General features: G+C 69.5%; 23 protein-coding genes, 1 tRNA gene and 4 pseudogenes. 14 read left to right on the plus strand and 14 right to left on the minus strand.

Translation table 11 applies throughout. From position 1 onward, the window contains the following. Positions 1 to 115: 115 nt before the first annotated feature. A complete protein-coding gene (gene clpB, locus M4D82_RS15955; protein WP_249766691.1) occupies positions 116 to 2,701 on the minus strand; it encodes an ATP-dependent chaperone ClpB in 2,586 nt (861 codons plus the stop codon). Between the two features lie 138 nt (positions 2,702 to 2,839). Between clpB and M4D82_RS15960 the strand changes: the two genes are divergently transcribed. Continuing rightward, on the plus strand, positions 2,840 to 3,262 hold the full coding sequence (locus tag M4D82_RS15960; protein ID WP_249766692.1) for a pyridoxamine 5'-phosphate oxidase family protein: 423 nt from the start codon (positions 2,840 to 2,842) through the stop codon (positions 3,260 to 3,262). A 118-nt stretch (positions 3,263 to 3,380) separates the two neighbouring features. On the opposite strand, the gene M4D82_RS15965 is transcribed toward M4D82_RS15960, so the two are convergent. Further along, positions 3,381 to 3,698: a Rieske (2Fe-2S) protein gene (locus M4D82_RS15965; RefSeq protein WP_249766693.1), complete on the minus strand. Its 318-nt coding sequence runs from the start codon at positions 3,696 to 3,698 to the stop codon at positions 3,381 to 3,383. After that, the gene (locus M4D82_RS15970) at positions 3,698 to 3,895 is read right to left on the minus strand and encodes a hypothetical protein (RefSeq protein WP_249766694.1); all 198 of its coding nucleotides are present in this window, start codon (positions 3,893 to 3,895) and stop codon (positions 3,698 to 3,700) included. The genes M4D82_RS15965 and M4D82_RS15970 overlap by 1 nt, the downstream gene beginning before the upstream one ends. A gap of 85 nt (positions 3,896 to 3,980) precedes the next feature. Here M4D82_RS15970 and M4D82_RS15975 point away from each other — a divergent pair, with 85 nt between their 5' ends. Continuing rightward, a complete protein-coding gene (locus tag M4D82_RS15975; RefSeq protein ID WP_249766695.1) occupies positions 3,981 to 5,015 on the plus strand; it encodes a helix-turn-helix transcriptional regulator in 1,035 nt (344 codons plus the stop codon). Between the two features lie 99 nt (positions 5,016 to 5,114). On the opposite strand, the gene M4D82_RS15980 is transcribed toward M4D82_RS15975, so the two are convergent. The 4 genes from M4D82_RS15980 to dnaK are packed head-to-tail and all read right to left on the minus strand — an operon-like array spanning position 5,115 to position 9,317. After that, positions 5,115 to 5,579 carry a heat shock protein transcriptional repressor HspR gene (locus M4D82_RS15980; protein WP_249766696.1) on the minus strand — a complete coding sequence of 155 codons (465 nt, stop codon included), beginning with the start codon at positions 5,577 to 5,579 and terminating at the stop codon, positions 5,115 to 5,117. 1 nt (position 5,580) lies between these two features. Next, the gene (gene dnaJ, locus M4D82_RS15985) at positions 5,581 to 6,759 is read right to left on the minus strand and encodes a molecular chaperone DnaJ (protein ID WP_249766697.1); all 1,179 of its coding nucleotides are present in this window, start codon (positions 6,757 to 6,759) and stop codon (positions 5,581 to 5,583) included. A 45-nt stretch (positions 6,760 to 6,804) separates the two neighbouring features. Next, a complete protein-coding gene (gene grpE / locus M4D82_RS15990; protein ID WP_249766698.1) occupies positions 6,805 to 7,476 on the minus strand; it encodes a nucleotide exchange factor GrpE in 672 nt (223 codons plus the stop codon). Continuing rightward, positions 7,476 to 9,317 (minus strand): molecular chaperone DnaK, encoded by a 1,842-nt coding sequence (gene dnaK / locus M4D82_RS15995; RefSeq protein ID WP_249766699.1) that lies wholly within the window; start codon positions 9,315 to 9,317, stop codon positions 7,476 to 7,478. Before dnaK ends, grpE begins: the two co-directional genes overlap by 1 nt. A gap of 193 nt (positions 9,318 to 9,510) precedes the next feature. Here dnaK and M4D82_RS16000 point away from each other — a divergent pair, with 193 nt between their 5' ends. From M4D82_RS16000 to M4D82_RS16010, 3 genes and pseudogenes are all read left to right on the plus strand, one after another. Then, positions 9,511 to 10,029: a sugar transferase gene (locus M4D82_RS16000; protein WP_249766700.1), complete on the plus strand. Its 519-nt coding sequence runs from the start codon at positions 9,511 to 9,513 to the stop codon at positions 10,027 to 10,029. Positions 10,030 to 10,139: 110 nt separating this feature from the next. Further along, positions 10,140 to 12,356 (plus strand): annotated as a pseudogene (locus M4D82_RS16005) (heterodisulfide reductase-related iron-sulfur binding cluster); the annotation flags it as partial. Between the two features lie 756 nt (positions 12,357 to 13,112). Continuing rightward, positions 13,113 to 14,033 (plus strand): Yip1 family protein, encoded by a 921-nt coding sequence (locus tag M4D82_RS16010; RefSeq protein ID WP_249766701.1) that lies wholly within the window; start codon positions 13,113 to 13,115, stop codon positions 14,031 to 14,033. Positions 14,034 to 14,124: 91 nt separating this feature from the next. Here M4D82_RS16010 and M4D82_RS16015 read toward each other — a convergent pair whose 3' ends face one another. Together M4D82_RS16015 and dcd are read right to left on the minus strand one after the other, a co-directional pair. Beyond that, entirely contained in the window at positions 14,125 to 14,625 is a 501-nt protein-coding gene (locus M4D82_RS16015) for a phosphoribosyltransferase (RefSeq protein WP_249766702.1), read from the minus strand. Beyond that, positions 14,622 to 15,209: a dCTP deaminase gene (dcd, locus tag M4D82_RS16020; RefSeq protein ID WP_249766703.1), complete on the minus strand. Its 588-nt coding sequence runs from the start codon at positions 15,207 to 15,209 to the stop codon at positions 14,622 to 14,624. Before dcd ends, M4D82_RS16015 begins: the two co-directional genes overlap by 4 nt. 459 nt (positions 15,210 to 15,668) lie before the next feature. Between dcd and M4D82_RS16025 the strand changes: the two genes are divergently transcribed. From M4D82_RS16025 to M4D82_RS16035, 3 genes and pseudogenes are all read left to right on the plus strand, one after another. Next, positions 15,669 to 15,742 (plus strand) — tRNA-Gly (locus M4D82_RS16025). Between the two features lie 259 nt (positions 15,743 to 16,001). Continuing rightward, entirely contained in the window at positions 16,002 to 16,349 is a 348-nt protein-coding gene (locus tag M4D82_RS16030; protein WP_249766704.1) for a transcriptional regulator, read from the plus strand. Continuing rightward, a pseudogene (locus M4D82_RS16035) lies at positions 16,346 to 16,621 on the plus strand (hypothetical protein); the annotation flags it as partial. The gene M4D82_RS16030 and the pseudogene M4D82_RS16035, both read left to right, overlap by 4 nt. A 148-nt stretch (positions 16,622 to 16,769) precedes the next feature. Here M4D82_RS16035 and M4D82_RS16040 read toward each other — a convergent pair. The 4 genes and pseudogenes from M4D82_RS16040 to M4D82_RS16055 form a co-directional block, all read right to left on the minus strand. Continuing rightward, positions 16,770 to 17,108 carry a hypothetical protein gene (locus tag M4D82_RS16040; RefSeq protein WP_249766705.1) on the minus strand — a complete coding sequence of 113 codons (339 nt, stop codon included), beginning with the start codon at positions 17,106 to 17,108 and terminating at the stop codon, positions 16,770 to 16,772. A gap of 230 nt (positions 17,109 to 17,338) precedes the next feature. Then, positions 17,339 to 18,250: pseudogene (locus M4D82_RS16045) on the minus strand (HTTM domain-containing protein). After that, positions 18,240 to 18,503 (minus strand): annotated as a pseudogene (locus tag M4D82_RS16050) (DUF5819 family protein); the annotation flags it as partial. The pseudogenes M4D82_RS16050 and M4D82_RS16045, both read right to left, overlap by 11 nt. Then, positions 18,437 to 18,937, minus strand: a complete 501-nt coding sequence (locus tag M4D82_RS16055) for a Scr1 family TA system antitoxin-like transcriptional regulator (protein ID WP_349637068.1) — start codon at positions 18,935 to 18,937, stop codon at positions 18,437 to 18,439. The pseudogene M4D82_RS16050 and the gene M4D82_RS16055, both read right to left, overlap by 67 nt. 167 nt (positions 18,938 to 19,104) lie before the next feature. Between M4D82_RS16055 and M4D82_RS16060 the strand changes: the two genes are divergently transcribed. Then, entirely contained in the window at positions 19,105 to 19,431 is a 327-nt protein-coding gene (locus tag M4D82_RS16060) for a MerR family transcriptional regulator (RefSeq protein WP_249766706.1), read from the plus strand. A 168-nt stretch (positions 19,432 to 19,599) separates the two neighbouring features. Continuing rightward, a complete protein-coding gene (locus tag M4D82_RS16065) occupies positions 19,600 to 19,803 on the plus strand; it encodes a cold-shock protein (protein ID WP_030052720.1) in 204 nt (67 codons plus the stop codon). Positions 19,804 to 20,568: 765 nt separating this feature from the next. Here M4D82_RS16065 and M4D82_RS16070 read toward each other — a convergent pair. Next, positions 20,569 to 21,324 carry a hypothetical protein gene (locus M4D82_RS16070; protein WP_249766707.1) on the minus strand — a complete coding sequence of 252 codons (756 nt, stop codon included), beginning with the start codon at positions 21,322 to 21,324 and terminating at the stop codon, positions 20,569 to 20,571. A gap of 123 nt (positions 21,325 to 21,447) precedes the next feature. On the opposite strand from M4D82_RS16070, the gene M4D82_RS16075 reads away from it, so the two are divergent. Genes M4D82_RS16075 through M4D82_RS16090 form a run of 4 tightly spaced genes read left to right on the plus strand, consistent with a single transcriptional unit; the run spans position 21,448 to position 23,260 of the window. Further along, positions 21,448 to 21,888, plus strand: coding sequence for an Asp23/Gls24 family envelope stress response protein (locus M4D82_RS16075; RefSeq protein ID WP_249766708.1), 441 nt, complete (start codon positions 21,448 to 21,450; stop codon positions 21,886 to 21,888). A 36-nt stretch (positions 21,889 to 21,924) separates the two neighbouring features. Further along, the gene (locus M4D82_RS16080; RefSeq protein WP_249766709.1) at positions 21,925 to 22,152 is read left to right on the plus strand and encodes a DUF2273 domain-containing protein; all 228 of its coding nucleotides are present in this window, start codon (positions 21,925 to 21,927) and stop codon (positions 22,150 to 22,152) included. Continuing rightward, positions 22,149 to 22,592 (plus strand): Asp23/Gls24 family envelope stress response protein, encoded by a 444-nt coding sequence (locus M4D82_RS16085; RefSeq protein ID WP_249766710.1) that lies wholly within the window; start codon positions 22,149 to 22,151, stop codon positions 22,590 to 22,592. The genes M4D82_RS16080 and M4D82_RS16085 overlap by 4 nt, the downstream gene beginning before the upstream one ends. Continuing rightward, positions 22,589 to 23,260, plus strand: coding sequence for a DUF6286 domain-containing protein (locus M4D82_RS16090; protein ID WP_249766711.1), 672 nt, complete (start codon positions 22,589 to 22,591; stop codon positions 23,258 to 23,260). Before M4D82_RS16085 ends, M4D82_RS16090 begins: the two co-directional genes overlap by 4 nt. Positions 23,261 to 23,270 lie beyond the last annotated feature (10 nt).

The raw sequence follows: 23,270 nt of genomic DNA on the forward strand, positions 1-23,270 counted from the left end.
TCCCTTCGTGCGGATACCTTCATCCTCCACCATCCGGCCCGCCTCGTGTCCAGCCCACGGCGAGATCCGCTCCGGGCGGACAGAACGGCATCCGCCGTTCACCCCGACAGCGCCTTTAAAGGGCCTTTCCGACCAGCAGGTCTTCACCCGCCACGTCGACGCGTACGGTGTCCCCGTCGCGGACCTCGCCGGAGAGGATCTCCTTCGCGAGGCGGTCCCCGACGGCCGTCTGGATCAGCCGGCGCAGGGGGCGCGCGCCGTACGCCGGGTCGTTGCCCTTGTCCGCCAGCCAGGCCAGCGCCTCGGGAGTGACGTCCAGGGTGAGGCGGCGGTCGGCCAGGCGCTTGGCGAGGCGGCCGATCTGGAGCTCGGCGATGTGGGTCAGCTCGTCGCGGGTCAGCGCGGAGAAGACCACCAGGTCGTCCAGGCGGTTGAGGAACTCCGGCTTGAAGCTCGCCCGGACCACGTCCAGGACGCGGGCCTTCTTGTCCTCGGCGGACATCGCCGGATCGACCAGGAACTGGCTGCCCAGGTTCGAGGTCAGGATCAGGATCGTGTTGCGGAAGTCCACTGTGCGGCCCTGGCCGTCCGTGAGGCGGCCGTCGTCGAGGACCTGGAGCAGGATGTCGAAGACCTCGGGGTGGGCCTTCTCGACCTCGTCCAGGAGCACGACGGAGTACGGGCGCCTGCGCACGGCCTCGGTGAGCTGGCCGCCCTCCTCGTAGCCCACGTAGCCGGGCGGGGCGCCGACGAGGCGGGCGACGCTGTGCTTCTCGGAGTACTCCGACATGTCGATGCGGACCATGGCCCGCTCGTCGTCGAAGAGGAAGTCCGCGAGCGCCTTGGCCAGCTCCGTCTTGCCGACGCCGGTCGGGCCGAGGAAGAGGAACGAGCCGGTCGGCCGGTCGGGGTCGGCGATGCCGGCGCGGGTGCGGCGTACGGCGTCCGCGACGGCCCGTACGGCCTCGGTCTGGCCGATCAGGCGACGGCCGAGCTCGTCCTCCATGCGCAGCAGCTTCTGGGTCTCGCCCTCCAGCAGCCGGCCGGCGGGGATGCCGGTCCAGGCGCCGACCACGTCCGCGATGTCGTCGGGGCCGACCTCGTCCTTGACCATCGTCCCCTTCGACGCCTCGGCCTCCGCCTCGGTGGCCTCCGCGAGCTCCCGCTCCAGGGCGGGGATCTCCCCGTAGAGCAGCTTGGAGGCGGCGTCGAAGTCGCCGTCGCGCTGGGCGCGCTCGGCCTGGCCGCGCAGGTCGTCCAGGCGCTCCTTGAGCTCGCCGACGCGGTTGAGGGACTGCTTCTCCTTCTCCCAGCGGGCGGTCAGGCCGCGCAGCTCCTCCTCCTTGTCGGCGAGGTCCTTGCGGAGCTTGTCGAGGCGCTCGCGGGAGGCGGGGTCGGACTCGTTGTTCAGGGCCAGCTCCTCCATGCGCAGCCGGTCCACGGAGCGCTGGAGCTCGTCGATCTCGACGGGCGAGGAGTCGATCTCCATGCGCAGCCGGGAGGCGGCCTCGTCGACGAGGTCGATGGCCTTGTCGGGGAGGAAGCGGGAGGTGATGTAGCGGTCGGAGAGGGTCGCGGCGGCGACGAGGGCGCTGTCGTTGATGACGACCTTGTGGTGGGCCTCGTAGCGGCCCTTGAGCCCGCGCAGGATCGCGATGGTGTCCTCGACGGTGGGCTCGGCGACCAGCACCTGCTGGAAGCGGCGCTCCAGGGCCGGGTCCTTCTCGATCCGCTCGCGGTACTCGTCGAGGGTGGTGGCGCCGACCATGCGCAGTTCGCCGCGGGCCAGCATGGGCTTGAGCATGTTGCCCGCGTCCATGGAGGAGTCGCCGCCGGCGCCCGCGCCGACGACGGTGTGCAGCTCGTCGATGAAGGTGATGATCTGGCCGTCGCTCGACTTGATCTCGGCGAGGACGGTCTTGAGGCGCTCCTCGAACTCGCCGCGGTACTTGGCGCCGGCCACCATCGCGCCGAGGTCGAGGGCGACGAGCCGCTTGTTCTTCAGCGACTCGGGGACGTCGCCCTTGACGATGCGCTGCGCGAGGCCCTCCACGACGGCGGTCTTGCCGACGCCGGGCTCGCCGATGAGCACGGGGTTGTTCTTCGTGCGGCGGGAGAGGACCTGCACGACGCGGCGGATCTCGTGGTCGCGGCCGATGACGGGGTCGAGCTTGCCCTCGCGGGCGGCTGCCGTGAAGTCCGTGCCGAACTTCTCCAGGGCCTTGTACTGGCCCTCGGGGTCGGGGGTGGTCACCCGCCGTCCTCCTCGTGCGTTCTCGAAGGCGGCGAGCAGCTTCTTCGCCGTCGCGCCCTGGGCGGAAAGGGCCTCACCGGCCGCGCCGCCCTTGGCGGCGATGGCGATGAGGAGGTGTTCGGTGGAGAGGTACTCGTCGCCCAGCTTCCCGGCCCGCGCGTCGGCCTCGGCGAGGACGGCGAGCAGCTCGCGGGTGGGCTGCGGCGGGGCGACGGTGGATCCGGTGACGCTGGGCAGGGCGGCGAGGAGCCGCTCGGCGCCGGACCGGATGGCCGCCTGGTCGGCGTCGGTCGCGGCCAGCAGGTCGGTGATGTTCTCGTTGTCCTCGCCGGCGAGCAGGGCCAGCAGCAGGTGCGCGGGGGTCAGGTCGGCGTGGCCGTCCTTGACGGCCCTGCTGGTGGCGGCGTTGAGGGCGTCCCGGCTCCTGTTGGTCAGTTCGGCGTCCACGTGCGACTTCTCCCCTCCGAGGGATGGATGATCAGCAGATCGTGACTCGGGCAGATGAATCTGACAGGTACAGCGTCTGTAAAGTTGAGTCTATTCCACTCAAGGCACTACTCAAGGCACGCGCGTACGCTTCGGCGCATGTCCCACGACCCACTCAACCCGACGCCCGAGTACCTCGCCTTCTGGCGGGAACGGCACGTCTGCACCCTGACCACCCCGCGGCCCGACGGCACCCCGCACGTGGTGCCCGTCGGGGTCACCTACGACCCCGCGGCCGGCGTGGCGCGGGTGATCAGCAGCAAGCACAGCAAGAAGATCCGCAACGTCCTGGAGGCACCGGACGGTGCGGCGCGGGTCGCGGTGTGCCAGATGGCGGGGAAGCTCTGGGCCACCCTGGAGGGGCGCGCGGTGGTCCGTACGGACGAGGCGTCGGTGGCCGAGGCGGTGGCGCGCTACGCGGAGCGCTACGGGCGGACGCCCTCGCCGAACCCGGACCGGGTGGTCCTGGAGATCAGGCTGGACCGGGCAATGGGCTCGGCGAGCCTGGCTCCGGCCCGATGATTGTCCGGTTCAACCACTGGACGCGGACATCACAACGGCGCCATCGTGGTCAGGTCCACGATGGCGCCGTTGTGTGGGGGTAGCACCTGATGCGATCTGCAACGACGGGGGAATCGCCTCAGGCACTGCGGGGGGTGGCGGCGGTGGTGATATCAGGTTCGAAGAGCTGGTGGTCGCGCTGATCGAGGTTGACGAAGACCATGCCGTACCGCACTTCGCAGCGGACGGGCTGCGGTGCGCCCCGGGGACGGCGCAGGCAGCGGTAGGCGCGGACGTCTTCGTCCTCCTCGCGCACGACGACGATCGGCTGGCCGAACAGGGTGACCATCAACGAGTCGCCGGCGTAGGGGATCGCCGTGGCGAGGTCGATGAACTGCCAGCCCGACCGGTACGCCGAAGCCATCTCGCGTCGGAAGTCGCGGTCGTCGGGGGTCATCAGGAGACCTTCGCAGGGATGGTGTTCCAGCCGAAATCGCTCTCGCCCGCCTTCTCGGCCGACGAACCGGCACCAGCCTGAACGCTTCCCGCGTCTCCGTTGACGGCGACGACTGCCCCAAAAACCGCAACGGCGGAGAAAACAACGGCAAGCGCCGAGCGAAGCATTCTCTTATACATGGTCGGCTTCGTCCTCACTTGATGGAATCCTCTCCCCCGCACTGACAGACGATGGCTCATTCAGGCACGTCAGTGCCACAGGGACGATGCATCATGTTCTTACATGTTCAGGACCCTGGGGGGTGGAGATTTGCCCAAGAGCGACATAAAACCGACACATCCCCACCCCGTCACGGAGATGTGCACCGAGGGAGCCCGACTGTACGCGGCCGCTCTGAGCACCGGCCGCGTCGCCCGCGGTGAGGTCGAGATCGCCCCCTGCCTGCTCGAATTCGCGCTGTTGCGACCCGACCCGGACGACGCGAACCAGCTGCGCGCGGTTCCCCCGTCCATCGCACTGGCCCAGCGGCTCCATCCGATCGAACGCGAGATCCAAGAGCGCAGACGCACCGCCGTGGATCTCACCGATGCATTCGAGCCGTTCCTCACCATCAGCGCCCAGAGTCCCGCCAACACCCACGCCATCACGGTGCTGGAGGGATTCGACCAGATCAACGCCGCCATCGACCTGGCCACCGCCGAGTGCCACACCGAGGCCCTGACCATCCAGCCGGGTGGCGCCCGGCCGACGTTCGTCCTCAGCGAGTCCCTGGAGCGCGCGACGCCGATGATCGACCGCGGGGTGAGCATCCGGACGCTCTACCAGCACACCGTGCGGCACAGCCAGGGGACGCTCGCCTACGTGGATCGGATCTCCACGGGGAAGGTGGAGATCCGCACGCTGGAGGAACTGATAGAGCGTCTCATGATCTTCGACCGCACCGTGGCCTTCATCCCCGCCAGCGACGACCGACGGGTGGCCCTGGAACTGCGGCACCCGGGACTGGTGGACTACCTCATCAAGGTCTTCGAACAACTCTGGCGCAGAGCCGTGCCGTTGGACGACGAGGTCACCTACACGCACAGCCCGGACGGCATCTCCGGAGTGCAGCGTTCCATCGCGCAGCTGCTCATCGAGGGGCACGTGGACGAGGCGATCGCCCGCCGGCTGGGAATGAACGTCCGCACCTGCCGCGCGCACATCGCGAAGCTGGCCGCCGCCCTGGGCAGCGGCAGCCGCGCCCAGCTGGGCTACCTCATCGCCCAGTCCGGGATCCTGCACGGCGGCTCGGGGCCCGGGGAGCTCCCGGAGGGCTGAGGAGGCCCGTACGGGCGCCCGTACGGGCTCCTCGCGAACGAATGGGCGAAGGCCCCGCCCGGGAGTCGGGCGGGGCCTTCGAGGCGCTGTACGGGGCGCTCAGTCCACCTGGCGCTTCGGGCGCCAGACGACCAGGGCGTTGCCCGGCTGCGGCGGCTGGTACGGGACCAGGTCGCGGCGGTACGAGGCGTGCACCTGCGCCTCGCGGGCCCGGAGGGCGGCGGCCGCTCCGTCCACAGCCGTGGACAGTTCGGCGACGCGCTGCTGGAGCGCCGCCACCTGGTTCTCCAGCTCGATGATCCGCTTGATTCCGGCCAGGTTGATGCCCTCGTCCTGCGACAGGGCCTGGACGGTGCGGAGCAGCTCGATGTCCCGGGCCGAGTAGCGCCGGCCGCGGCCGGCCGTCCGGTCCGGGGAGACCAGCCCGAGGCGGTCGTACTGGCGCAGGGTCTGCGGATGCAGACCCGAGAGCTGGGCGGCCACCGAGATCACGTAGACCGGGGTCTCGTCCGTCAGTTGGTAGGGCCCGTTTCCGAAACGGGGCTGACTACGGCGGCCGTCCATCTCATGCTCCCTTCACGGAGTCGAACAGCTGGGCGCGCGGATCCTCGGACGCCGTCGCGTCCCGGTACATCTCCAGGGCCTCCCGGGCCTTGTCGGACAGCTCCGTCGGGACCGCCACCTCCACCGTGACGAGGAGGTCGCCGCGGGTGCCGTCCTTGCGGACCGCACCCTTCCCGCGCGCCCGCATCGTACGACCGCCGGGAGTGCCCGGGGGCAGCTTCAGCGTGACCGAAGGGCCGTTCAGCGTCGGGACCTTGATCTCGGCGCCCAGGGCCGCCTCGGCGATGGTCACCGGAACGGTCACCGTGAGGTTGTCGTCCTTGCGGCCGAACACCGGGTGACTGTCGACGTGGACCACCACGTACAGGTCGCCCGCCGGGCCGCCGCGCTCGCCCGGGGCACCCTTGCCGCGCAGCCGGATCCGCTGGCCGTTCGAGACGCCCGCCGGGATGCGGACCTGCATGGTCCGCGAACTGCGGGCCCGCCCGCTGCCCTTGCAGACCTCGCACGGGTTCTCCGCGATCAGGCCGCGACCCTTGCAGTCCGCGCAGGGGTCGGTCAGCGAGAAGCCGCCGCCGCTGCCCCGCGAGACCTGGCCGGTACCGACGCAGGTCGGGCACACCCGAGGGGTGCCGTTCGTGTCGCCGGTGCCCGAACAGGCCTTGCAGGGGGCCTGCGAGGACATCCGCAGCGGGACCGTCGCCCCGTCCACGGCCTCCGTGAAGGACAGCGTGACCTCGGACTCGACGTCCTGGCCGCGCCGCGGCTGGGTACGGGTGCCCGCGCCGGCGCCGCCGCGGTTGAACAGGCCGCCGAAGACGTCGCCCAGGCCGCCGCCGAAGCCACCGCCCGGACCGCCCTGCTGGGCCCCACCGAAGAGGTCGCCGAGGTCGAAGTTGAACGAGCCGCCCGCGCCGCCCGGACCGGGGCGGAAGGCCCCGTTGCCGAACAGGGCGCGGGCCTCGTCGTACTCCTTGCGCTTCTTGGCGTCCCCGAGGATGTCGTTCGCCTCGGAGATCTCCTTGAAGCGCGCCTCGGCCGAGGCGTCGCCCTTGTTGGCGTCCGGGTGGAACTCGCGCGCGAGCTTCCGGTACGCCTTCTTGATCTCGGCCTCGGTGGCGTCCTTCGGGACACCGAGAACCTTGTAGTAGTCCTTCTCGACGAAGTCCTTGGTGCTCATCCCCGGTGTCCCTCCTCTCGGATCCCTGTCCCTACATGTTCTGCGTCAGCCCTTGTCGGGGGCATCCGTGTCCTTGTCAGACGGCGTGTCGCCATCCGCGGACTCGGACTTCGCGGCCGGCGCCGCGCCCGGCTGGGGCTCCGCCACCGCGACCCGCGCGGGGCGGATCGTACGCTCACCGATCCGGTACCCCGGCTGCAGGATCGCCACGCAGGTCGTCTCGGTGACGTCCGGCGCGTACGAGTGCATCAGGGCCTCGTGGATCGTCGGGTCGAAGGGCTCGCCCTCCTTGCCGAACTGCTGCAGCCCCATCTTGGCGGCCGCCGTCTCCAGCGATTCGGCCACCGACTTGAAGCCGCCGACCAGCTCGCCGTGCTCCCGGGCCCGGCCGATGTCGTCCAGGGTCGGCAGGAGCTCCGTCAGGAGGGACGCGACCGCGATCTCCTTGACGGCGATCCGGTCCCGCTCCACGCGACGGCGGTAGTTCTGGTACTCCGCCTGGAGCCGCTGGAGGTCCGCGGTGCGCTCGCCCAGCGCCGTACGGGCCTGGTCCAGCTGGGCCAGCAGAGCCACTTCCTGTACTTCTGCGGAGTCCCCGGCCGGGGCCGCGGCCTCCTCCTTGGAGGAGGCGGCGGCCTTCGACTCGGCGGCGTCGTCCGGCGTGCCGTCGGCGGGGACTTCCGGCTTCTCCTCGAAGCCCGGGGTCTCCTCCGACATCAGGCAGCGCCGCCCTTCGGCTTGTCCTCGTCGACGATCTCGGCGTCGACGACGTCGTCGTCGGCCTTGGCCTGGGCGCCCTCGGCGCCACCGGCGGCCTGGGCCGCCTGGGCGTCGGCGTAGATCGCCTGGCCGAGCTTCTGGCTGACCGCGGCGAGCTTCTCCGTCGCGGTGCGGATCTCCGCGGTGTCCTCGCCCTTGAGCTTGTCCTTCAGCTCGGTGACAGCCGTCTCGACCTCGGTCTTGACGTCGGCCGGGACCTTCTCCGCGTTGTCCGCGAGGAACTTCTCCGTCTGGTAGACGAGCTGCTCACCCTGGTTGCGGGACTCGGCGGCCTCGCGGCGGCGGTGGTCCTCCTCCGCGTACTGCTCGGCCTCCTGACGCATCCGGTCGACCTCGTCCTTGCCGAGCGAGGAGCCGCCGGTGACGGTCATCTTCTGCTCCTTGCCCGTGCCGAGGTCCTTGGCCGTGACGTGCATGATGCCGTTCGCGTCGATGTCGAAGGAGACCTCGATCTGCGGGACGCCACGCGGGGCCGGCGGCAGGCCGGTCAGCTCGAACATGCCGAGCTTCTTGTTGTACGCCGCGATCTCGCGCTCGCCCTGGTAGACCTGGATCTGCACGGACGGCTGGTTGTCCTCGGCCGTCGTGAAGATCTCCGACCGCTTGGTCGGGATGGTCGTGTTGCGCTCGATGAGCTTGGTCATGATGCCGCCCTTGGTCTCGATGCCGAGGGACAGCGGGGTCACGTCGAGGAGCAGGACGTCCTTGACCTCACCCTTGAGCACACCGGCCTGGAGGGTGGCGCCGATGGCGACGACCTCGTCCGGGTTGACGCCCTTGTTGGCGTCCTGACCGCCGGTGAGCTCCTTCACGAGCTCGGCGACGGCCGGCATGCGGGTGGAGCCGCCGACCAGGACCACGTGGTCGATCTCGGACAGCTGGATGCCGGCGTCCTTGATGACGTTGTGGAACGGGGTCTTGCAGCGGTCGAGCAGGTCCGCCGTCAGCTGCTGGAACTGCGAGCGCGTGAGCTTCTCGTCCAGGTGCAGCGGGCCCTCGGCGGAGGCCGTGATGTAGGGCAGGTTGATCGAGGTCTCCGTGGAGGAGGACAGCTCGATCTTCGCCTTCTCGGCGGCCTCGCGCAGACGCTGGAGCGCCATCTTGTCCTTGGACAGGTCGACGCCGTGGCCGTTCTGGAACTGCTTCACGAGGTAGTCGACGACGCGCTGGTCCCAGTCGTCGCCACCGAGGTGGTTGTCACCGTTGGTGGCCTTGACCTCGACGACACCGTCGCCGATCTCCAGGAGCGACACGTCGAAGGTGCCGCCACCGAGGTCGAAGACGAGAATGGTCTGGTCGTCCTTGTCGAGACCGTAGGCCAGGGCGGCGGCGGTCGGCTCGTTGACGATGCGCAGGACGTTCAGGCCGGCGATCTCACCGGCCTCCTTCGTCGCCTGACGCTCGGAGTCGTTGAAGTAGGCCGGGACGGTGATGACCGCGTCCGTGACCTTCTCACCCAGGTACGCCTCGGCGTCGCGCTTCAGCTTCTGCAGGATGAAGGCGCTCATCTGCTGCGGGTTGAAGTCCTTGCCATCCAGGTTGATCTTCCAGTCAGTGCCCATGTGGCGCTTGACGGAGCGGATGGTCCGGTCCACGTTCGTGACCGCCTGGCGCTTGGCCACCTCGCCGACGAGGACCTCGCCGTTCTTGGCGAAGGCGACGACGGACGGCGTGGTCCTGGCGCCCTCGGCGTTGGTGATGACGGTGGGCTCGCCGCCTTCGAGAACGCTGACGACGGAGTTAGTGGTGCCCAGGTCGATGCCGACCGCACGTGCCATTTCGATTCCTCCAGCTGACTTGAGTGGAACAGACTCAAGGATGCAGGATCGCCGCACTCGCGTCAACAGAGGTGAGTCGAGGCGGCTCAACCTTTAGGCTGCGCTTACGCTCAGGGGCGCCGAACGGGTCGTGGCGCCCCCCTCGGCCGCGCGGCGCGCCGTGGCCGCGGCGCGGCGCCGGCACCCTGCCCGCATGCCACTGACGCTTACCGTGCGGCCGGGGCCGTGGCCGGCCAAGCGGATGTTCGACCTCGTCGGCGCGGTGATCCTGCTCGGGGTGTGCGCCGTGCCGCTGCTGCTGACCGCCGCCGCGCTCTACGCGGCCCTGCGCGCGCGGGTCCTCGTACGGGAGCCCACCCTCGGGATGGCCGGGCGGCCGTTTCGCACCTGGCGGCTGCGCACGGAGGGGGCGGGTCGGCTGGGGGCGGCCGTACGGGGTTGCGCCCTGGACGTGATGCCACAGCTGCTGAACGTCCTGCGGGGCGAGATGTCTCTGGTCGGACCGCTCCCGCGAGCGGAGGTGGATCGACCGGACCGACTGTGGGTAAGACCCGGAATGACCGGATTGTGGCAGGTCAGCGCACGATCCGACCTCCCCTGGGAGGAGATGGCGCTGCTGGACCGGCACTATGTGGAGAGCCATTGGCTGGGGATGGATCTCGCGATCCTCGCGCAGACCCCTCGGGCGGCCTACCGACAGAGGCATGCCTGAGCGACACAGATCACCGCTCGCTCACCTACAGTGCGGCGCGGGAAATGGGTAACCTCAAGCCTTGACTCAATAAGTTACCGCTTAGTAAGTCCCGCCCGAGGAGCCCTCCCATGCAACTCGCCGCGATCATCGTGTCGCTGGTCCTGACCGTGGTCGGCGTCGCGCTGCTCGCCCGAGCCGTGGCGCAGATCTACCGGTTCGTGAAACTCGGCCAACCCGTCCCGGCGGGCAGCCGCACGGACCGTCCGAAGGAACGAACGATCACCCTGGTCAGGGAGTTCCTCGGGCACAGCCGGATGAACCGCTGGGGCATCGTCGGCTTCGCCCACTGGTTCGTCGCGATCGGCTTCCTGACGCTGCCGCCGACCCTGGTGCAGGCGTACGGCCAGCTGTTCCAGGCCGACTGGATGCTGCCGATCGTCGGCGAATTCCTGCCGTTCGAGATGTACACCGAGTTCATCGGCCTGATGACGGTCGTCGGCATCGTCGTGCTCATGGCGATCCGACTGCTCAACCTTCCCTCGCGGGCCGGTCGCAAGTCCCGCTTCGCCGGCTCGAAGGCCTGGCAGGCGTACTTCGTCGAGTACATCATCCTGACGATCGGCCTCGCGATCCTCGCGCTGCGCGGTCTTGAGGGCGCGATCCACCACGTGGACGCGTACGAGCCGGCGTACTTCGTCTCGTACCCGCTGGTCCTGGCCTTCAAGGGGATGTCGCTCGGCGCCCTGCAGAACGCCATCTACTTCACCGCGATGATCAAGATCGGCACCTCGCTGATCTGGATGATCACGGTCTCGCTCAACACCAACATGGGTGTCGCCTGGCACCGCTTCCTGGGCTTCCCGAACATCTGGTTCAAGCGGAACGCGGACGGCGCGACGGCGCTCGGCGCCCTCCAGCCGATGACCAGCGGCGGCAAGGAGATCGACTTCGAGGAGCCGGGCGAGGACGACGTCTTCGGCGTCTCCCAGGTCGAGCAGTTCTCCTGGAAGGGCATCCTCGACTTCTCCACCTGCACCGAGTGCGGTCGCTGCCAGTCGCAGTGCCCCGCCTGGAACACCGGCAAGCCGCTGTCCCCGAAGCTCCTGATCATGTCGCTGCGCGACCACGCGCACGCCAAGGCCCCGTACCTGCTGGCCGGCGGCGGCAAGACGATGGAGGGCGAGGAGAAGGCGTCCGCCGAGGCGCTGAAGGACGTCCCGGCGGCGGCTCTGGCCGAGGCCGAGCGCCCGCTGATCGGCACCGTCGAGGAGAACGGCGTCATCGACCCGGACGTGCTGTGGTCCTGCACCACCTGCGGTGCGTGCGTGGAGCAGTGCCCGGTCGACATCGAGCACATCGACCACATCGTCGACATGCGCCGCTACCAGGTGATGATCGAGAGCGCGTTCCCGTCGGAGGCGGGCACGATGCTCAAGAACCTGGAGAAGAAGGGCAACCCCTGGGGTCTGGCCAAGAAGCAGCGCGTCGAGTGGACGAAGGAGGTCGACTTCGAGGTCCCGATCATCGGGAAGGACGCGGAGGACCTCTCCGAGTTCGACTACCTGTACTGGGTCGGCTGCGCGGGCGCCCTGGAAGACCGCGCGAAGAAGACGACGAAGGCCTTCGCGGAGCTGCTGAACATCGCGGGCGTCAAGTTCGCGATCATGGGCGGCGACGAGAAGTGCACCGGTGACTCGCCGCGCCGCCTCGGCAACGAGCCGCTGTTCCAGCAGCTGGGCCAGGAGAACGTGGCCATGCTGAACATGGCCTTCGGCGAGGACGACGAGGACCCGTCCACGAAGAAGCCGAAGTCCGCGAAGCGGATCGTCTCGACCTGCCCGCACTGCTTCAACACCATCGCGAACGAGTACCCGCAGCTGGGCGGCGAGTACGAGGTCATCCACCACACGCAGCTGCTCCAGCACCTGATCGACGAGGGCCGGCTGACGCCGGTGACGCCGGTCGACGGGCTGATCACGTACCACGACCCGTGCTACCTGGGCCGGCACAACAAGGTCTACACGCCGCCGCGCGAGATCATGTCGGCCGTGCCGGGCCTGCGCCAGCAGGAGATGCACCGCCACAAGGAGCGGGGCTTCTGCTGTGGCGCCGGTGGCGCGCGGATGTGGATGGAGGAGCGGATCGGCAAGCGCATCAACAACGAGCGCGTCGACGAGGCCCTGTCCCTCAACCCGGACATCGTCTCGACCGCCTGCCCGTTCTGCCTGGTCATGCTGACCGACTCGGTGAACGGCAAGAAGAACGAGGGCCAGGCCAAGGAGTCCGTCCAGGTCGTGGACGTCGCCCAGCTGCTGCTGGAGTCGGTCAAGGCCCCGGAGCCGACGGAGGAAGAACTCGCGGCGGCCGCGGCGGAGGCGGAGGCGGTAGCCGCCGCGGCGGCGGAGGCGGAGGCTGCGGCCAAGGCGGAAGCCGAGGCGAAGGCTGCGGCCGAGGCGAAGGCGGCCGCTGAGGCGAAGGCCAAGGCTGAGGCTGAGGCTGAGGCTGAGGCGAAGGCCAAGGCCGAGGCGGAAGCCGAGGCTGCGGCGAAGGCCAAGGCCAAGGCCGAGGCGGACGCGAAGGCGAAGGACGCCGAGGCGGAGGCTGAAGCACAGCCCGAGGCTGAGGCGGACGCGGAGCCCGAGGCGGAAGCCGAGACCGAGCCCGAGGTCGACGCGGAGCCCGGGGCGAAGGCGGCGGACGCCGACGAGCCGGAGGCGGACGCCGACGAGGCCAAGGCCGAGGCGGCCGACGCGGCCAAGGCCGAGGAGCCGAAGGTGGAGGCTGCGGCTGAGGCTGAGGCCAAGGACTCCGACGCGGACGCTGACGCCGAGGCCGCCAAGGGCGACGACGAGCCCGCCGAGGCGAAGAAGCCGGAAGAGGCCAAGTAGGCGAGGCACCGTAAAGACGGCAGACGGCCGGTCCCCGAGGGGGGACCGGCCGTCTGCCGTTGCTCAAGGGCCTCAGAGACCCGCAACCGGGTAAATCACCCACAGCCGCGCCGCCCCCGCCTCCCCCTAGGGGATGTCACAGCTCAGCCGCAAAGGCGACGTGTTCGGGTACCCCGTCCCCCCGCGCCCGGCGGAGCAGGTACTTTCGATCACGTGGCTGGATTCAGGATCGGACGCGGGCGCGACAACAACCGCCCCCCGCAACAACCCCCGCACACCCCGCGGCAGCAGCCGTACGGTCAGCAGCAGCAAGCGCCGCAGCCGCCGTACGGGCATCAGCCGTACCCTCCCGCCGGCCCGCCCCCGCAGCAGGCCTGGCCCCAGCAGGGCGCGGCCGGGGGCCACGGTGAGCCGGAGTACTTCGACCCGTACGGGCAGCAGCCGCAGCAGCCGCAGAGCCCGTACACGGTCCCGCACGAGTCGGCGTACGCCAACAACCCGGGGCACACGCAGGCCTTCTCCGTCGGCGACGACCCGTACGGCCAGGCGGCGACCTACCAGGCGGGCGCGGCCCCGGCCGAGGCGCCCGTCGGGCCGCGGCTGCACTGGAAGCAGCTCCTGCGCGGCATCGTGCTGCGCCCGGGGCCGACGTTCCTCCAGATGCGCGACTACGCCGTGTGGGGCCCCGCGCTCGTCGTGACGTTCGTCTACGGCATGCTCGCGGTCTTCGGCTTCGACAAGGCCCGCGAGGACGCCATCAAGGCGACCCTCACCCAGGCGATCCCGATCGTGCTCAGCGCGGGCGTGGCGTTCGTCATCTGCGGGCTGATCCTGGGCGCCGTCACGCACACCCTCGCGCGCCAGCTCGGCGGCGACGGCGCGTGGCAGCCGACGATCGGGCTGTCGATGCTGGTCATGTCGATCACGGACGCCCCGCGCCTGCTCGTCGCGATCTTCCTGGGCGGCGACAACATGGTCGTGCAGGTGCTCGGCTGGCTCACGTGGCTGGCGGCGGGCGCGCTGTTCACGTCACTGATCAGCAAGTCGCACGACCTGCCGTGGCAGAAGGCGCTGGGCGCGTCGGCGATCCAGCTGGTCGCCCTGCTGTCGCTGATCAAGCTCGGCACGCTGTAGTCGTCGTAGACGCGGCACGACGAGAGAGGGGCCCGGCACGCGCACAGCGCGCGCCGGGCCCCTCTCACATCTCACATGTCACATCTCGCGCTTACGCGTCGAGGACCTGGCCCTCGCGCTTCACGACGGGCGGCTGGACCGACCACGGGAACTCGATCCAGTCGTCGGTGCGCTTCCACACGTATTCGCACTGAACGAGCGAGTGCGACTTCTCGTAGATGACGGCGGAGCGCACCTCGGCGACGTGGCCGAGGCAGAAGTCGTGGACGAGCTTGAGCGTCTTGCCGGTGTCGGCGACGTCGTCGGCGATCAGCACCTTCTTGTCGGTGAAGTCGATCGCCTCGGGGACGGGAGCCAGCATGACCGGCATTTCGAGAGTGGTACCCACTCCCGTGTAGAACTCGACGTTCACCAGGTGGATGTTCTTGCAGTCCAGCGCGTAGGCCAGGCCGCCCGCCACGAACACGCCGCCGCGGGCGATGCTCAGGATGATGTCGGGCTCGTAGCCGTCGTCGGCGATGGTCTGCGCGAGCTCGCGCACCGCCTGCCCGAATCCCTCGTACGACAGGTTCTCGCGTACTGCGTCGCTCATGCCTCGTGCCTCACCTGGGTGCGGTGGAAGTTCTGGAAGGAGCGCGAGGCGGTCGGCCCGCGCTGTCCCTGGTACCGGGAGCCGTACCGCTCACTGCCGTACGGGAACTCCGCGGGCGAGCTGAGCCGGAACATGCACAGCTGCCCGATCTTCATGCCCGGCCACAGCTTGATCGGAAGCGTGGCCAGGTTCGACAGCTCCAGCGTCACGTGCCCGGAGAACCCGGGGTCGATGAAACCGGCGGTCGAATGCGTCACCAGACCCAGCCGGCCGAGGCTGGACTTGCCTTCCAGACGGGAGGCGATGTCCTCGGGGAGCGAGATGACCTCGTACGTGGAGGCGAGGACGAACTCACCCGGATGCAGGATGAAGGCCTCGTCCCCGTCGGGCTCGACCATGCGGGTCAGGTCGGCCTGCTCGATGGCGGGGTCGATGTGCGCGTAGCGGTGGTTCTCGAAGACGCGGAAGAACCGGTCGAGGCGCACGTCGATGCTGGAGGGCTGCACCATCGACTCGTCGAAGGGGTCAATGCGAACCCGTCCGCTGTCGATCTCGGCCCGGATGTCTTTGTCGGAGAGAAGCACGTCCCGAGGATACGCAGAGCGCGCGGGCCACCCCCAATCGGAGCCACACCCGCGCGCCCCCTGCCCTACCGCTTGGGCGAACCTCCGACGGGCACGGCATGGCGCAGCCGCGCGCACCGCGGACACCGCAGCAGCCGCCCGGGGCCGATCCGGCCGGCACCGAGATGCTGCAGCGGGAACGAAGCGGTACTGAACACGTGCCCTTCGGCACAGCGGACGACGGTGTGCTCCATCGAGTCCCTTTCCCCAACGAGCCGTACTGCGATGAATCGCCACATTAGGGGATGAACAGGACCCAGCGCCGGCCGCCGCTCCGAACCGCTACGGTACGCCCCAACTCCCGCCCCCACGAACCCTGGTGCCCCCGAAAACGACAACGACCCCGCGGGCCGATTCACCGGGGGTCGATCATGGGGTAAAGTGTGCAACGGTAAGGATCCGGGCAACTGGACCGCCCATGCGGATGTAGTTTAATGGTAGAACATGAGCTTCCCAAGCTTATAGCGCGGGTTCGATTCCCGTCATCCGCTCCACGACAAAGCCCCAGGTCAGAGATCTGGGGCTTGTTTGTTCCCCAAACCGGTCTCGCCGCCCGCACACCCTTGAGGCCCGCAAGATGGGGCACGCAGAGGGCACGAACCCTGCGCCCTCTCGCCGGGGCTCCCGCATGAGCCCACTGACCTGCACCTACGCCATCATCGCCACCACTGCAGCCCGGAGGAAGCCCTGAGCCGGGTATTCCCTTTGGCGGAATCACCGGGCCACCCTGTCCGCCTGCGGAATAATCAAGGCATGGAAGCCACGCCCAGCGTCCCCGAGCTCCGCGGCACGAGATCCGCCAGGCGGCTTCCCGCCGAGCTCTCGGAGCTCGGCGGCCCCGCTCACGGGAACGTCGACCTTCCGCTGCACCTCGCGTGGTCCGGCCTGTCCCGGTTCGACCTCGACCAGCCACGATTGCGGATGAGCTGCTATCGGATCGTCCTGGCCGAGGGACAGCACGACGACCTGGTCCACTACCTGAACCGGGAACTGCTCATCGCCATGTGGCCTGTCCTGCGCACGCTGATCAGCCGGGACATCCGCGACGTCTGGGAGAGCGCCTTCGACGAGCTGGCTCCCCACACCCGGGCCGCTGCGTGAATCTCACGGCACTGCACCGGCGGCTCCTCGCAGATGTCCTCGCCGTGGGCGATGTCTACCCGCTTGTGCTCACGGGCGGCTACGCCGTCCAGGCACACGGACTGGTCAACAGGGTCAGCCAGGTTCTCGATGTCGCCACCGAGAACCCGGAGTCGATGGAGAAGATCGCCGCCACGGTGCGCGTCGGGCTGGAACAACGCGGCTGACACGTGCGGGCGTTGGAAACCGATCCGTTGTCCGCGCGCCTGATCGTCACCGACAGGGAGGCGGGACGTGGCGGATTCGGCCGGCCGATTCTTGTGCTCTGACAGGTGCCGCCAGATTCCCTGGATACGGCAGCGAACCTCCGGCGGCGGCCTTCGCCCGCCTCCTCCGACAGACGCGGACCCATGCCCCACAGCACGCCCGGCCCCACGAGGGTCACATGGCGTGGCTGATCCATCGCCGCAGCGCGACATGGGTGGTGTCGCCCAGTCGGCACAGGGCCTCGATGGCATCCTTGTCGCCCGGCAGGGGTGCGATACCCGCGGTGGTGAGAGCGGCATGCAGCTCCAGACGGCGACGGTCGGCCGGCTCGAGACGAGCGGACGGGCGGCTCGTCGGCTCTGGCGCGGGCAGAAGGTGGTCGCCGGGCTCCAGGACACCGCAGGCCGTCGGCGTCTGCTCCGGCAGGTCGTCGACCAGCGCGGCAGGAAAGCGGTACGGGTCGAGATCCCACAGCGCCACGGTGCCGGTGGTGAAAGCCTGAAAACCAGTCACGAATGCCTCCTCGGTCGTCGTGCCACTGTGCAAGACGACTGCGGACAGAGCGGAGGCAGTTGCGGCGCACGACGTACTCCACTCGAATGTCCCCTACGGCATCTCGTCACAAGAGCGATGACCCAACCGGCAAGGACCGCTGCGCGACGGCCACCTCACGGCTCGCTCGACGCCGACGCCTCGCGAGTTCGATCCGGCCGCCCGGCCACAGCCACCCCACGCCGACGGAGCTACCCTCCACCCGGAACGACCTGGTCCTGCGGGGCGGGTAGCTCCGGCCTTCCCTGTGCGGGTACGGATCCCGGTCCCGTCGCCCGGCCGGGTGCCGCCTGCCGCATTGCGGTGCGCTGTGTCGCACGGCGCCACAGGCGGGGCAGGAAGGTGTAGAAGCGGTCGGGCAGGAACACGGCGTCCGCGATGATCATCGCGCCGGAGAAGAGCGGCGCCGTGACGTAGCGGGTGATCGCGATCACCATCGGGAACTCGTCCACGAGGTGGGAGAGCGCGGGCCAGGGCTGGAACAGTTCGAGGTTCAGCGCGTAGTGCAGAGCGGTGCCGCCGCCCCAGGTGGAACCCTGGACCTTGTACAGGCCTGCCGATCCGTAGAGGAAGCAGACCTGTGCGGCGATGACGAAGACGCCGCAGTTGTGCACCACCGGGTCAAGGTGACGCGGGCATGGCGGAGTTCCTGCGCGTACAAGCCCCGCACCGGCTCCGGCACGTCGCCCGCACGAGCCGACTTGAGCCGGTCGCGGCGTGCGTCCAGGGTCCAGCGCCGACCGCACGCGGTCAGGGCGAGGTACATAGGCAGGGCTGTCGGACAGGATCAGGACGCTGTTCCAGCCCGTCTACTCGAAGGGCTGTTCCGCCGGCGCAGGCGTCCAAGGGGAGTCGGGTCCCCAGATCTCTCCACGGTGCGGGAACTCGCGGAGCAGGAAGACCAGGTAGAGCAGCCCGTAGCCGATGCGCAGCACCGAGGCGGCATACAGGGACACCGGGCGGCCGGTGAGGAGGGCCCACAGAGCGGTGACCTGGCCGAGGAGCCACTGATGGGCGGCTCCGATGAGCGAAGTCCCTGGACTCTGGGAGCGTTGTGGTGCGGCTGCCGCAGGGGAGGGCCGGGAGGCCTGCTCATTTCCCATGGGGGGTCGCCTTCCACCAGGGCAGGAGCCGGTTCTCGGTGGGTACCGGCGGGCGGCTCCCGGCGGCGGTGCCGGGAGCGGCGATGGGCGTCGTGACGACCCGAAGCTGAATGAAGTCGAACGTGTCGCCACCGTGGCGGGCGGCGAAGCGGTCCGCCACGATATTGCGCAGGTACTTCTGCATCATCACCGCCCGTTCCGAGCGTGCCGTGTCGCTTCCTCCGTGCGTCTCGACATAGGAGCTCCAGGCGCGGCTGCGTGGTCGACCGTGACGAGGGGGATCGTTTCCTCAATGACCGCGGCGGCGTAGGCGGGGGTCCGCAACAGGCCGGGGACCACCATGGACTCGTAGGCTCGGATGGAGGCGGCGACCGCCTCCAGGTCGAGATGGACGCTGTGGGGGATGTCGCCGTAGGAGTGCCACCAGCCCTGTCGGCTCGACTCCCTGGCCAGTGCCGTCAGGTGGTCGACGAGATGCTGGTCGGTGACGCCGTAGAGCACGCAGAGATCGCGTACGTCGCGGGGGCTGACCGCACGGCGGCCCGTCTCCACGTGACTGACCTTGACCTGGGAGATCAGCAGCTCCGCCGCGACCTGCGTGCCGGTCATACCGCGGTCCTTACTGAGCCGGCGCAGCTCCGCCCCCAGTCGTCGTCCTGTGACGGTGGGGTTGTTGTTCGCCGCCATGGGCGGTGAACCTCCGGCTCCAAGCCACTACGTGCCCGAGCAGATTGGCATGGGGCACCGGTTGTTGATCACGCGCCGTGCCGCCGGTGTCGCGCGTCGGAAAAAGGATTGTGCCTATGTAACGTGCCCGGCGTCGCCCATACGAACCAGCGCTCCGCGCGGCCGAGATGATCGGCACCAGCCAGGGCTTCCTCCGCGCCCTCGGTGAACACCGCTTGATCACCCCGCTGCGCTCCGAGGGCGGTCACCGCCGCTACTCCCGCTACCAGCTGCGCATCGCCGCCCGCGCCCGGGAACTCGTCGACCAGGGCACGCCCATCGAGGCCGCATGCCGCATCATCGTCCTCGAGGACCAGCTCGAAGAGGCCCAGCGCATCAACGCCGAACACCGCCGCGCCGCCGAAGCGGCGGACCCGCCGGCCGCGGCCCGAGACGGTGCGCGCCCCGCCGTACCTCGGCGGGCCCGCTCCCACTTGGAGGAACCCTTCTGGTGACGGGGTGTGCGGACGTGTACCGTCCCCGTTAGCTGTCGTGGTTCGGAAGTTCCCTTTGCCCATGCCGTCGGCGTGGGCTTCTTGCTGTGCTGTGCCGCAGGAACCAGGGCGATCACCTCCGCCTCCCACACCGTGTGGGCGGCGTTCATCGACTGGAAGGCATGAGACATGGCTACCGGAACTGTGAAGTGGTTCAACGCGGAGAAGGGCTTCGGCTTCATCGCCCAGGACGGCGGCGGCCCGGACGTCTTCGCCCACTACTCGGCGATCAACTCGACGGGCTTCCGTGAGCTCCAGGAGGGCCAGGCCGTGACGTTCGACGTCACCCAGGGCCAGAAGGGCCCCCAGGCGGAGAACATCAACCTCGCCTGACCCGCCCCACACCCCGCCGGCGGAACCGGGGACACCGGGCTCAGGGCGCACGGCTGCTTCGCGCGTTCCGAGTTGAGTGTCCCCGGAAGGGGCTCGTGGCCTTGTCGTCGCCGGGCAACTGGCGGAATGAGCGAGGCCCGGCGGTGCCGACGGGACCCTGACGCAGAAGGGTCGCCGAAGCCTGGGGCCCGGGGCAGACTGACGGACCCGACGTTGCCACATTGCGACCGGCTCGAGTCCGGTCAGACCACTCCGGCCCGACCGCCGCCTTCGCAGGTCCAGCTCTTCACCGGACTCGCCGTGCCATCAGCGGTGAGAGTGAGGACGGTCCCGGATCTGCCGTGCAATCCGATCCACTCCACAAGTTTCCGGTCGGCCACTTCGGGCTTGGAGCAGGTGCCGGTGGTGGCCGGGCCGCCCGGGGCGGAAGCGCAGCACCGGCTCGAACTCGGCGTTTGTGTCCGTGATCCGCATCGGGGAACGGCCGGGTCGGGCGGTCAGCCGTCAGCCGCCGCTCACGCCCCCACCCGATGACCCGGCACAGACCCCGCCCCGGGGCCCCTGCGACTCCCCAGCCACGTCTCCGTATCCCCATCCGCTGTCGCGGTCCATGCTCGTTCCCTACCTGCCGCACATACGGCGCCGTCCGGCGCGCCGTGAAGCCGGCCGTACCCGCAGGCCGCCGAAGCCGACGCTCGCCCCGCCGGGCCACCGGCAGCGGCACCGGATCAGCGCAGAAGGCCGGCCTGAAGACCTTCGATATCACTACGGCTGCGCCGCGGTTTCGGTGATGAGGACGGCAGCGGTTGTCGGGACCCGGACGTCACTCATGGCCGCGACGGTCACGGCGTCCCGGACGGCCCGGGCGACTTCCAGGGGATGGCGGCCGGGTACGACCGCGAGCTGGACCTGAACGTGTCGGGCGGGCGGATCGTCCTGGTGCGTCACCCTGACGGGGTGGCCGCCCAGTGGGGCGGTGAGGCGGGCGACGCCCGGCACGGCCGACGCGACGTCGGCCAGCTCTCCGATCGGCCCCCGCAGGGGTTCCGTCTCGGTCGCGGGAGCCGAGCTTCGCGTGGGCGCATTGTGGGCCGGGGGCGTCACGACGTTCACGGCGGTCTGCGATCCTCCGTCCGCCTCCGTGCCCTCGTGGAGATCCGTGACACGCAGATCGACTGTCGCAGTGCTCAGGCCGAGTTCTTCGTCGGCCGCCTTGAACAGAGTCGCCCTCAACTGTTCGGCGGCTTGAGGTACGGGTGTTGTCACGGACCCGGTGAAGGCCGCCTCGATCCTGAGCGGGCCGGGCGGGAGCGCTCCGGCAGGCGGGCGAACGGCCGGTTCGAGCACGGGTTCGTGCGGGACCGGCCCGATGCGCATGCTCTCCAGTCGAACGCCGGGAACCCCGGCGACCTTGCGCCAGAGAGCCCGGACGGCCGCCTGTTCGGTGATCCACGTGCCGTCGTCCGGCCTTCCGAGAGGCAGCAGTCGCCCCAGGCCGAGCCGACCACGTACTGACTGCATCAACGCCTCGGTCTTCACCTCTCCGCCCTCTCCCTCGACTCACGACGACCACATAAAACGGTCTATACCGAATATAATTTGGATAAAGGGTGCATGGCTGACTTCTCGAGGGAGGAGTGCCTGATGACTGAGCACACCGGCGCGAAGTACGGCGGCGCGCCCGGCTCTCGTGGCCGGACATCCATCGCCGATGTGGTGGTGGAGAAGATCGCCGGGATGGCGGCACGGGACGTGCGCGGCGTCCATGCCCTGGGCAGCGGGTTCGCACGCTCGATGGGATCCATGCGGGAGCGGATGCCTGGCGCCGGTAGTGGCAAGTCCGTCACCCGCGGGGTCAGCGTCGAGGTCGGAGAGCTGCAGACGGCCATCGATCTGGAGCTCGTCGTGGACTACGGCGTCTCGATCACGGACGTGGCCGGGGCGGTGCGGGAGAGCGTGATCTCCGCGGTGGAGCGGATGGCGGGTCTGGAAGTCGTGGAAGTCAACATCATGGTCGGTGACGTGAAGCTGCCCGACGAGGAGGACGAGGAAGGCGAAGGGGAGGAGCGGCAGCGGCTCCAGTAGCCGGACGGAGTCGGCTACCGGGCGAAGGAGCGTGTGATGAGCAGATCCGTGGTGGGTTTGGCCGCCGGAATGGCGCTGGGTTTCGCCGCGTACTTCGGCGGCTTCTGGGCCTTCTTGCTGGTGCTGGTGCTGGGCGTCGTCGGACTCGTGGTCGGACGTCTGATGGAAGGCGATCTCGAACCCGGTGACTTCGTACGCCGCCGGGACGATCATCAGCGTATTCGTGACGACCAGCGCCGGGCACGGAGAGACTGGCGGCAGTGACCAGGGAAGCCGACAGGCGCCCGGCCGTGCCCCGCCGGGAGCGGGGTGCGACCTCGGTCGCCGACCGGGTCGTCGCGAAGATCGCTGCCCAGGTGGCGCGTGAGGCGCTGGGTCGTTTCTCCGAGCCGACCGGTCACGTGCCTCCTGGCCACCGCACCCCGCACGTGACGGCGGTGGTGCGAGGGGCAGCGGAGTGGAACGGCTCGGAGAAGGCAGGCGGTCCTGCCAGGAGCCGACCGGTGCTCGGGCAGGTACGGATGCGCATCGCCGTGGAACTGGGCTATCCGTCGGACATCGGGGCGCAGTGCGCGGCGGTACGCCGCGAGGTCACCGACCGAGTCACGGCATGGGCCGGTGTGGAGGTGTCCGACCTCGTGGTGGCCGTCGAGAGGCTGCACTCGGCCCACTCGCGGCGGACGGAACGGGAGAGGGTGAGATGAGCGCGCGCACGGGGCGGCAGCGGGCCGGCGACAGCGACCTTCCCTCGGAGCCTGCGAAGACGGATTCCTCCACAGGGCACCCGGACACCGGCGCGATATCGGCAGTCCGGGCATCGCCGCGTCGTTTCTGGTCCGCGCGGCGGGTTCCTGCGGTCATCGTGGCCCTGCTGTCCCTCGCAGCCATCGGGCTGCTCCTGTACGACGTGGTCTCCGTGCGGGCGGGCCGGGCCGGGATGGGCTGGCGAAGCCGGCTCGCGGATGAGCTGGCCGCGCGGCCGCTGGACGACGTCTGGATGATCGTCGGGGCCGCGGTGGCGATGGCCCTCGGCCTGTGCCTCGTCCTGCTGGCGGTGACACCGGGACTGCGCAGACTGCTTCCCATGCGGCAGCCCACCGGCACCCGGGGAACAGGTGAGGTCCGAGCCGGTCTCGACCGCCGGGCGGTGGCCCTGATCCTGCGTGACAGGGCCGTACGGGTGTCCGGTGTGGAGTCGGCTCGGGTCGATGTCGGTCGCCGGAAGATCAAAGTCCGGGCGCAGGTGCATTTCCGCGATCTCGACGAGGTCCGCGCCGACCTCGATGCCGCGCTGGGCGAAGCCGTGGCGACCCTGGGTCTCGCCCGGCGACCCACGCCGACCGTCCACGTCCGACGCCCGAAGAAAGGCTGACGCTGATCCC

The organism is Streptomyces sp. RerS4 (assembly GCF_023515955.1).
In the GTDB taxonomy this organism is placed as follows: Bacteria; Actinomycetota; Actinomycetes; order Streptomycetales; family Streptomycetaceae; genus Streptomyces.

What these genes read in the sequence shown, in the direction of transcription:
- M4D82_RS15960 (WP_249766692.1), top strand. Translation starts at nt 2,840, where the DNA reads ATGTCCCACGACCCACTCAACCCGACGCCCGAGTACCTCGCCTTCTGG.
- M4D82_RS15965 (WP_249766693.1), bottom strand. Translation starts at nt 3,698, where the DNA reads ATGACCCCCGACGACCGCGACTTCCGACGCGAGATGGCTTCGGCGTAC.
- M4D82_RS15975 (WP_249766695.1), top strand. Translation starts at nt 3,981, where the DNA reads ATGTTCAGGACCCTGGGGGGTGGAGATTTGCCCAAGAGCGACATAAAA.
- M4D82_RS15980 (WP_249766696.1), bottom strand. Translation starts at nt 5,579, where the DNA reads ATGGACGGCCGCCGTAGTCAGCCCCGTTTCGGAAACGGGCCCTACCAA.
- dnaJ (WP_249766697.1), bottom strand. Translation starts at nt 6,759, where the DNA reads ATGAGCACCAAGGACTTCGTCGAGAAGGACTACTACAAGGTTCTCGGT.
- grpE (WP_249766698.1), bottom strand. Translation starts at nt 7,476, where the DNA reads ATGTCGGAGGAGACCCCGGGCTTCGAGGAGAAGCCGGAAGTCCCCGCC.
- dnaK (WP_249766699.1), bottom strand. Translation starts at nt 9,317, where the DNA reads ATGGCACGTGCGGTCGGCATCGACCTGGGCACCACTAACTCCGTCGTC.
- M4D82_RS16000 (WP_249766700.1), top strand. Translation starts at nt 9,511, where the DNA reads ATGCCACTGACGCTTACCGTGCGGCCGGGGCCGTGGCCGGCCAAGCGG.
- M4D82_RS16015 (WP_249766702.1), bottom strand. Translation starts at nt 14,625, where the DNA reads ATGAGCGACGCAGTACGCGAGAACCTGTCGTACGAGGGATTCGGGCAG.
- M4D82_RS16030 (WP_249766704.1), top strand. Translation starts at nt 16,002, where the DNA reads ATGGAAGCCACGCCCAGCGTCCCCGAGCTCCGCGGCACGAGATCCGCC.
- M4D82_RS16055 (WP_349637068.1), bottom strand. Translation starts at nt 18,937, where the DNA reads ATGGCGGCGAACAACAACCCCACCGTCACAGGACGACGACTGGGGGCG.
- M4D82_RS16060 (WP_249766706.1), top strand. Translation starts at nt 19,105, where the DNA reads ATGATCGGCACCAGCCAGGGCTTCCTCCGCGCCCTCGGTGAACACCGC.
- M4D82_RS16065 (WP_030052720.1), top strand. Translation starts at nt 19,600, where the DNA reads ATGGCTACCGGAACTGTGAAGTGGTTCAACGCGGAGAAGGGCTTCGGC.
- M4D82_RS16070 (WP_249766707.1), bottom strand. Translation starts at nt 21,324, where the DNA reads ATGCAGTCAGTACGTGGTCGGCTCGGCCTGGGGCGACTGCTGCCTCTC.
- M4D82_RS16075 (WP_249766708.1), top strand. Translation starts at nt 21,448, where the DNA reads ATGACTGAGCACACCGGCGCGAAGTACGGCGGCGCGCCCGGCTCTCGT.
- M4D82_RS16080 (WP_249766709.1), top strand. Translation starts at nt 21,925, where the DNA reads ATGAGCAGATCCGTGGTGGGTTTGGCCGCCGGAATGGCGCTGGGTTTC.
- M4D82_RS16090 (WP_249766711.1), top strand. Translation starts at nt 22,589, where the DNA reads ATGAGCGCGCGCACGGGGCGGCAGCGGGCCGGCGACAGCGACCTTCCC.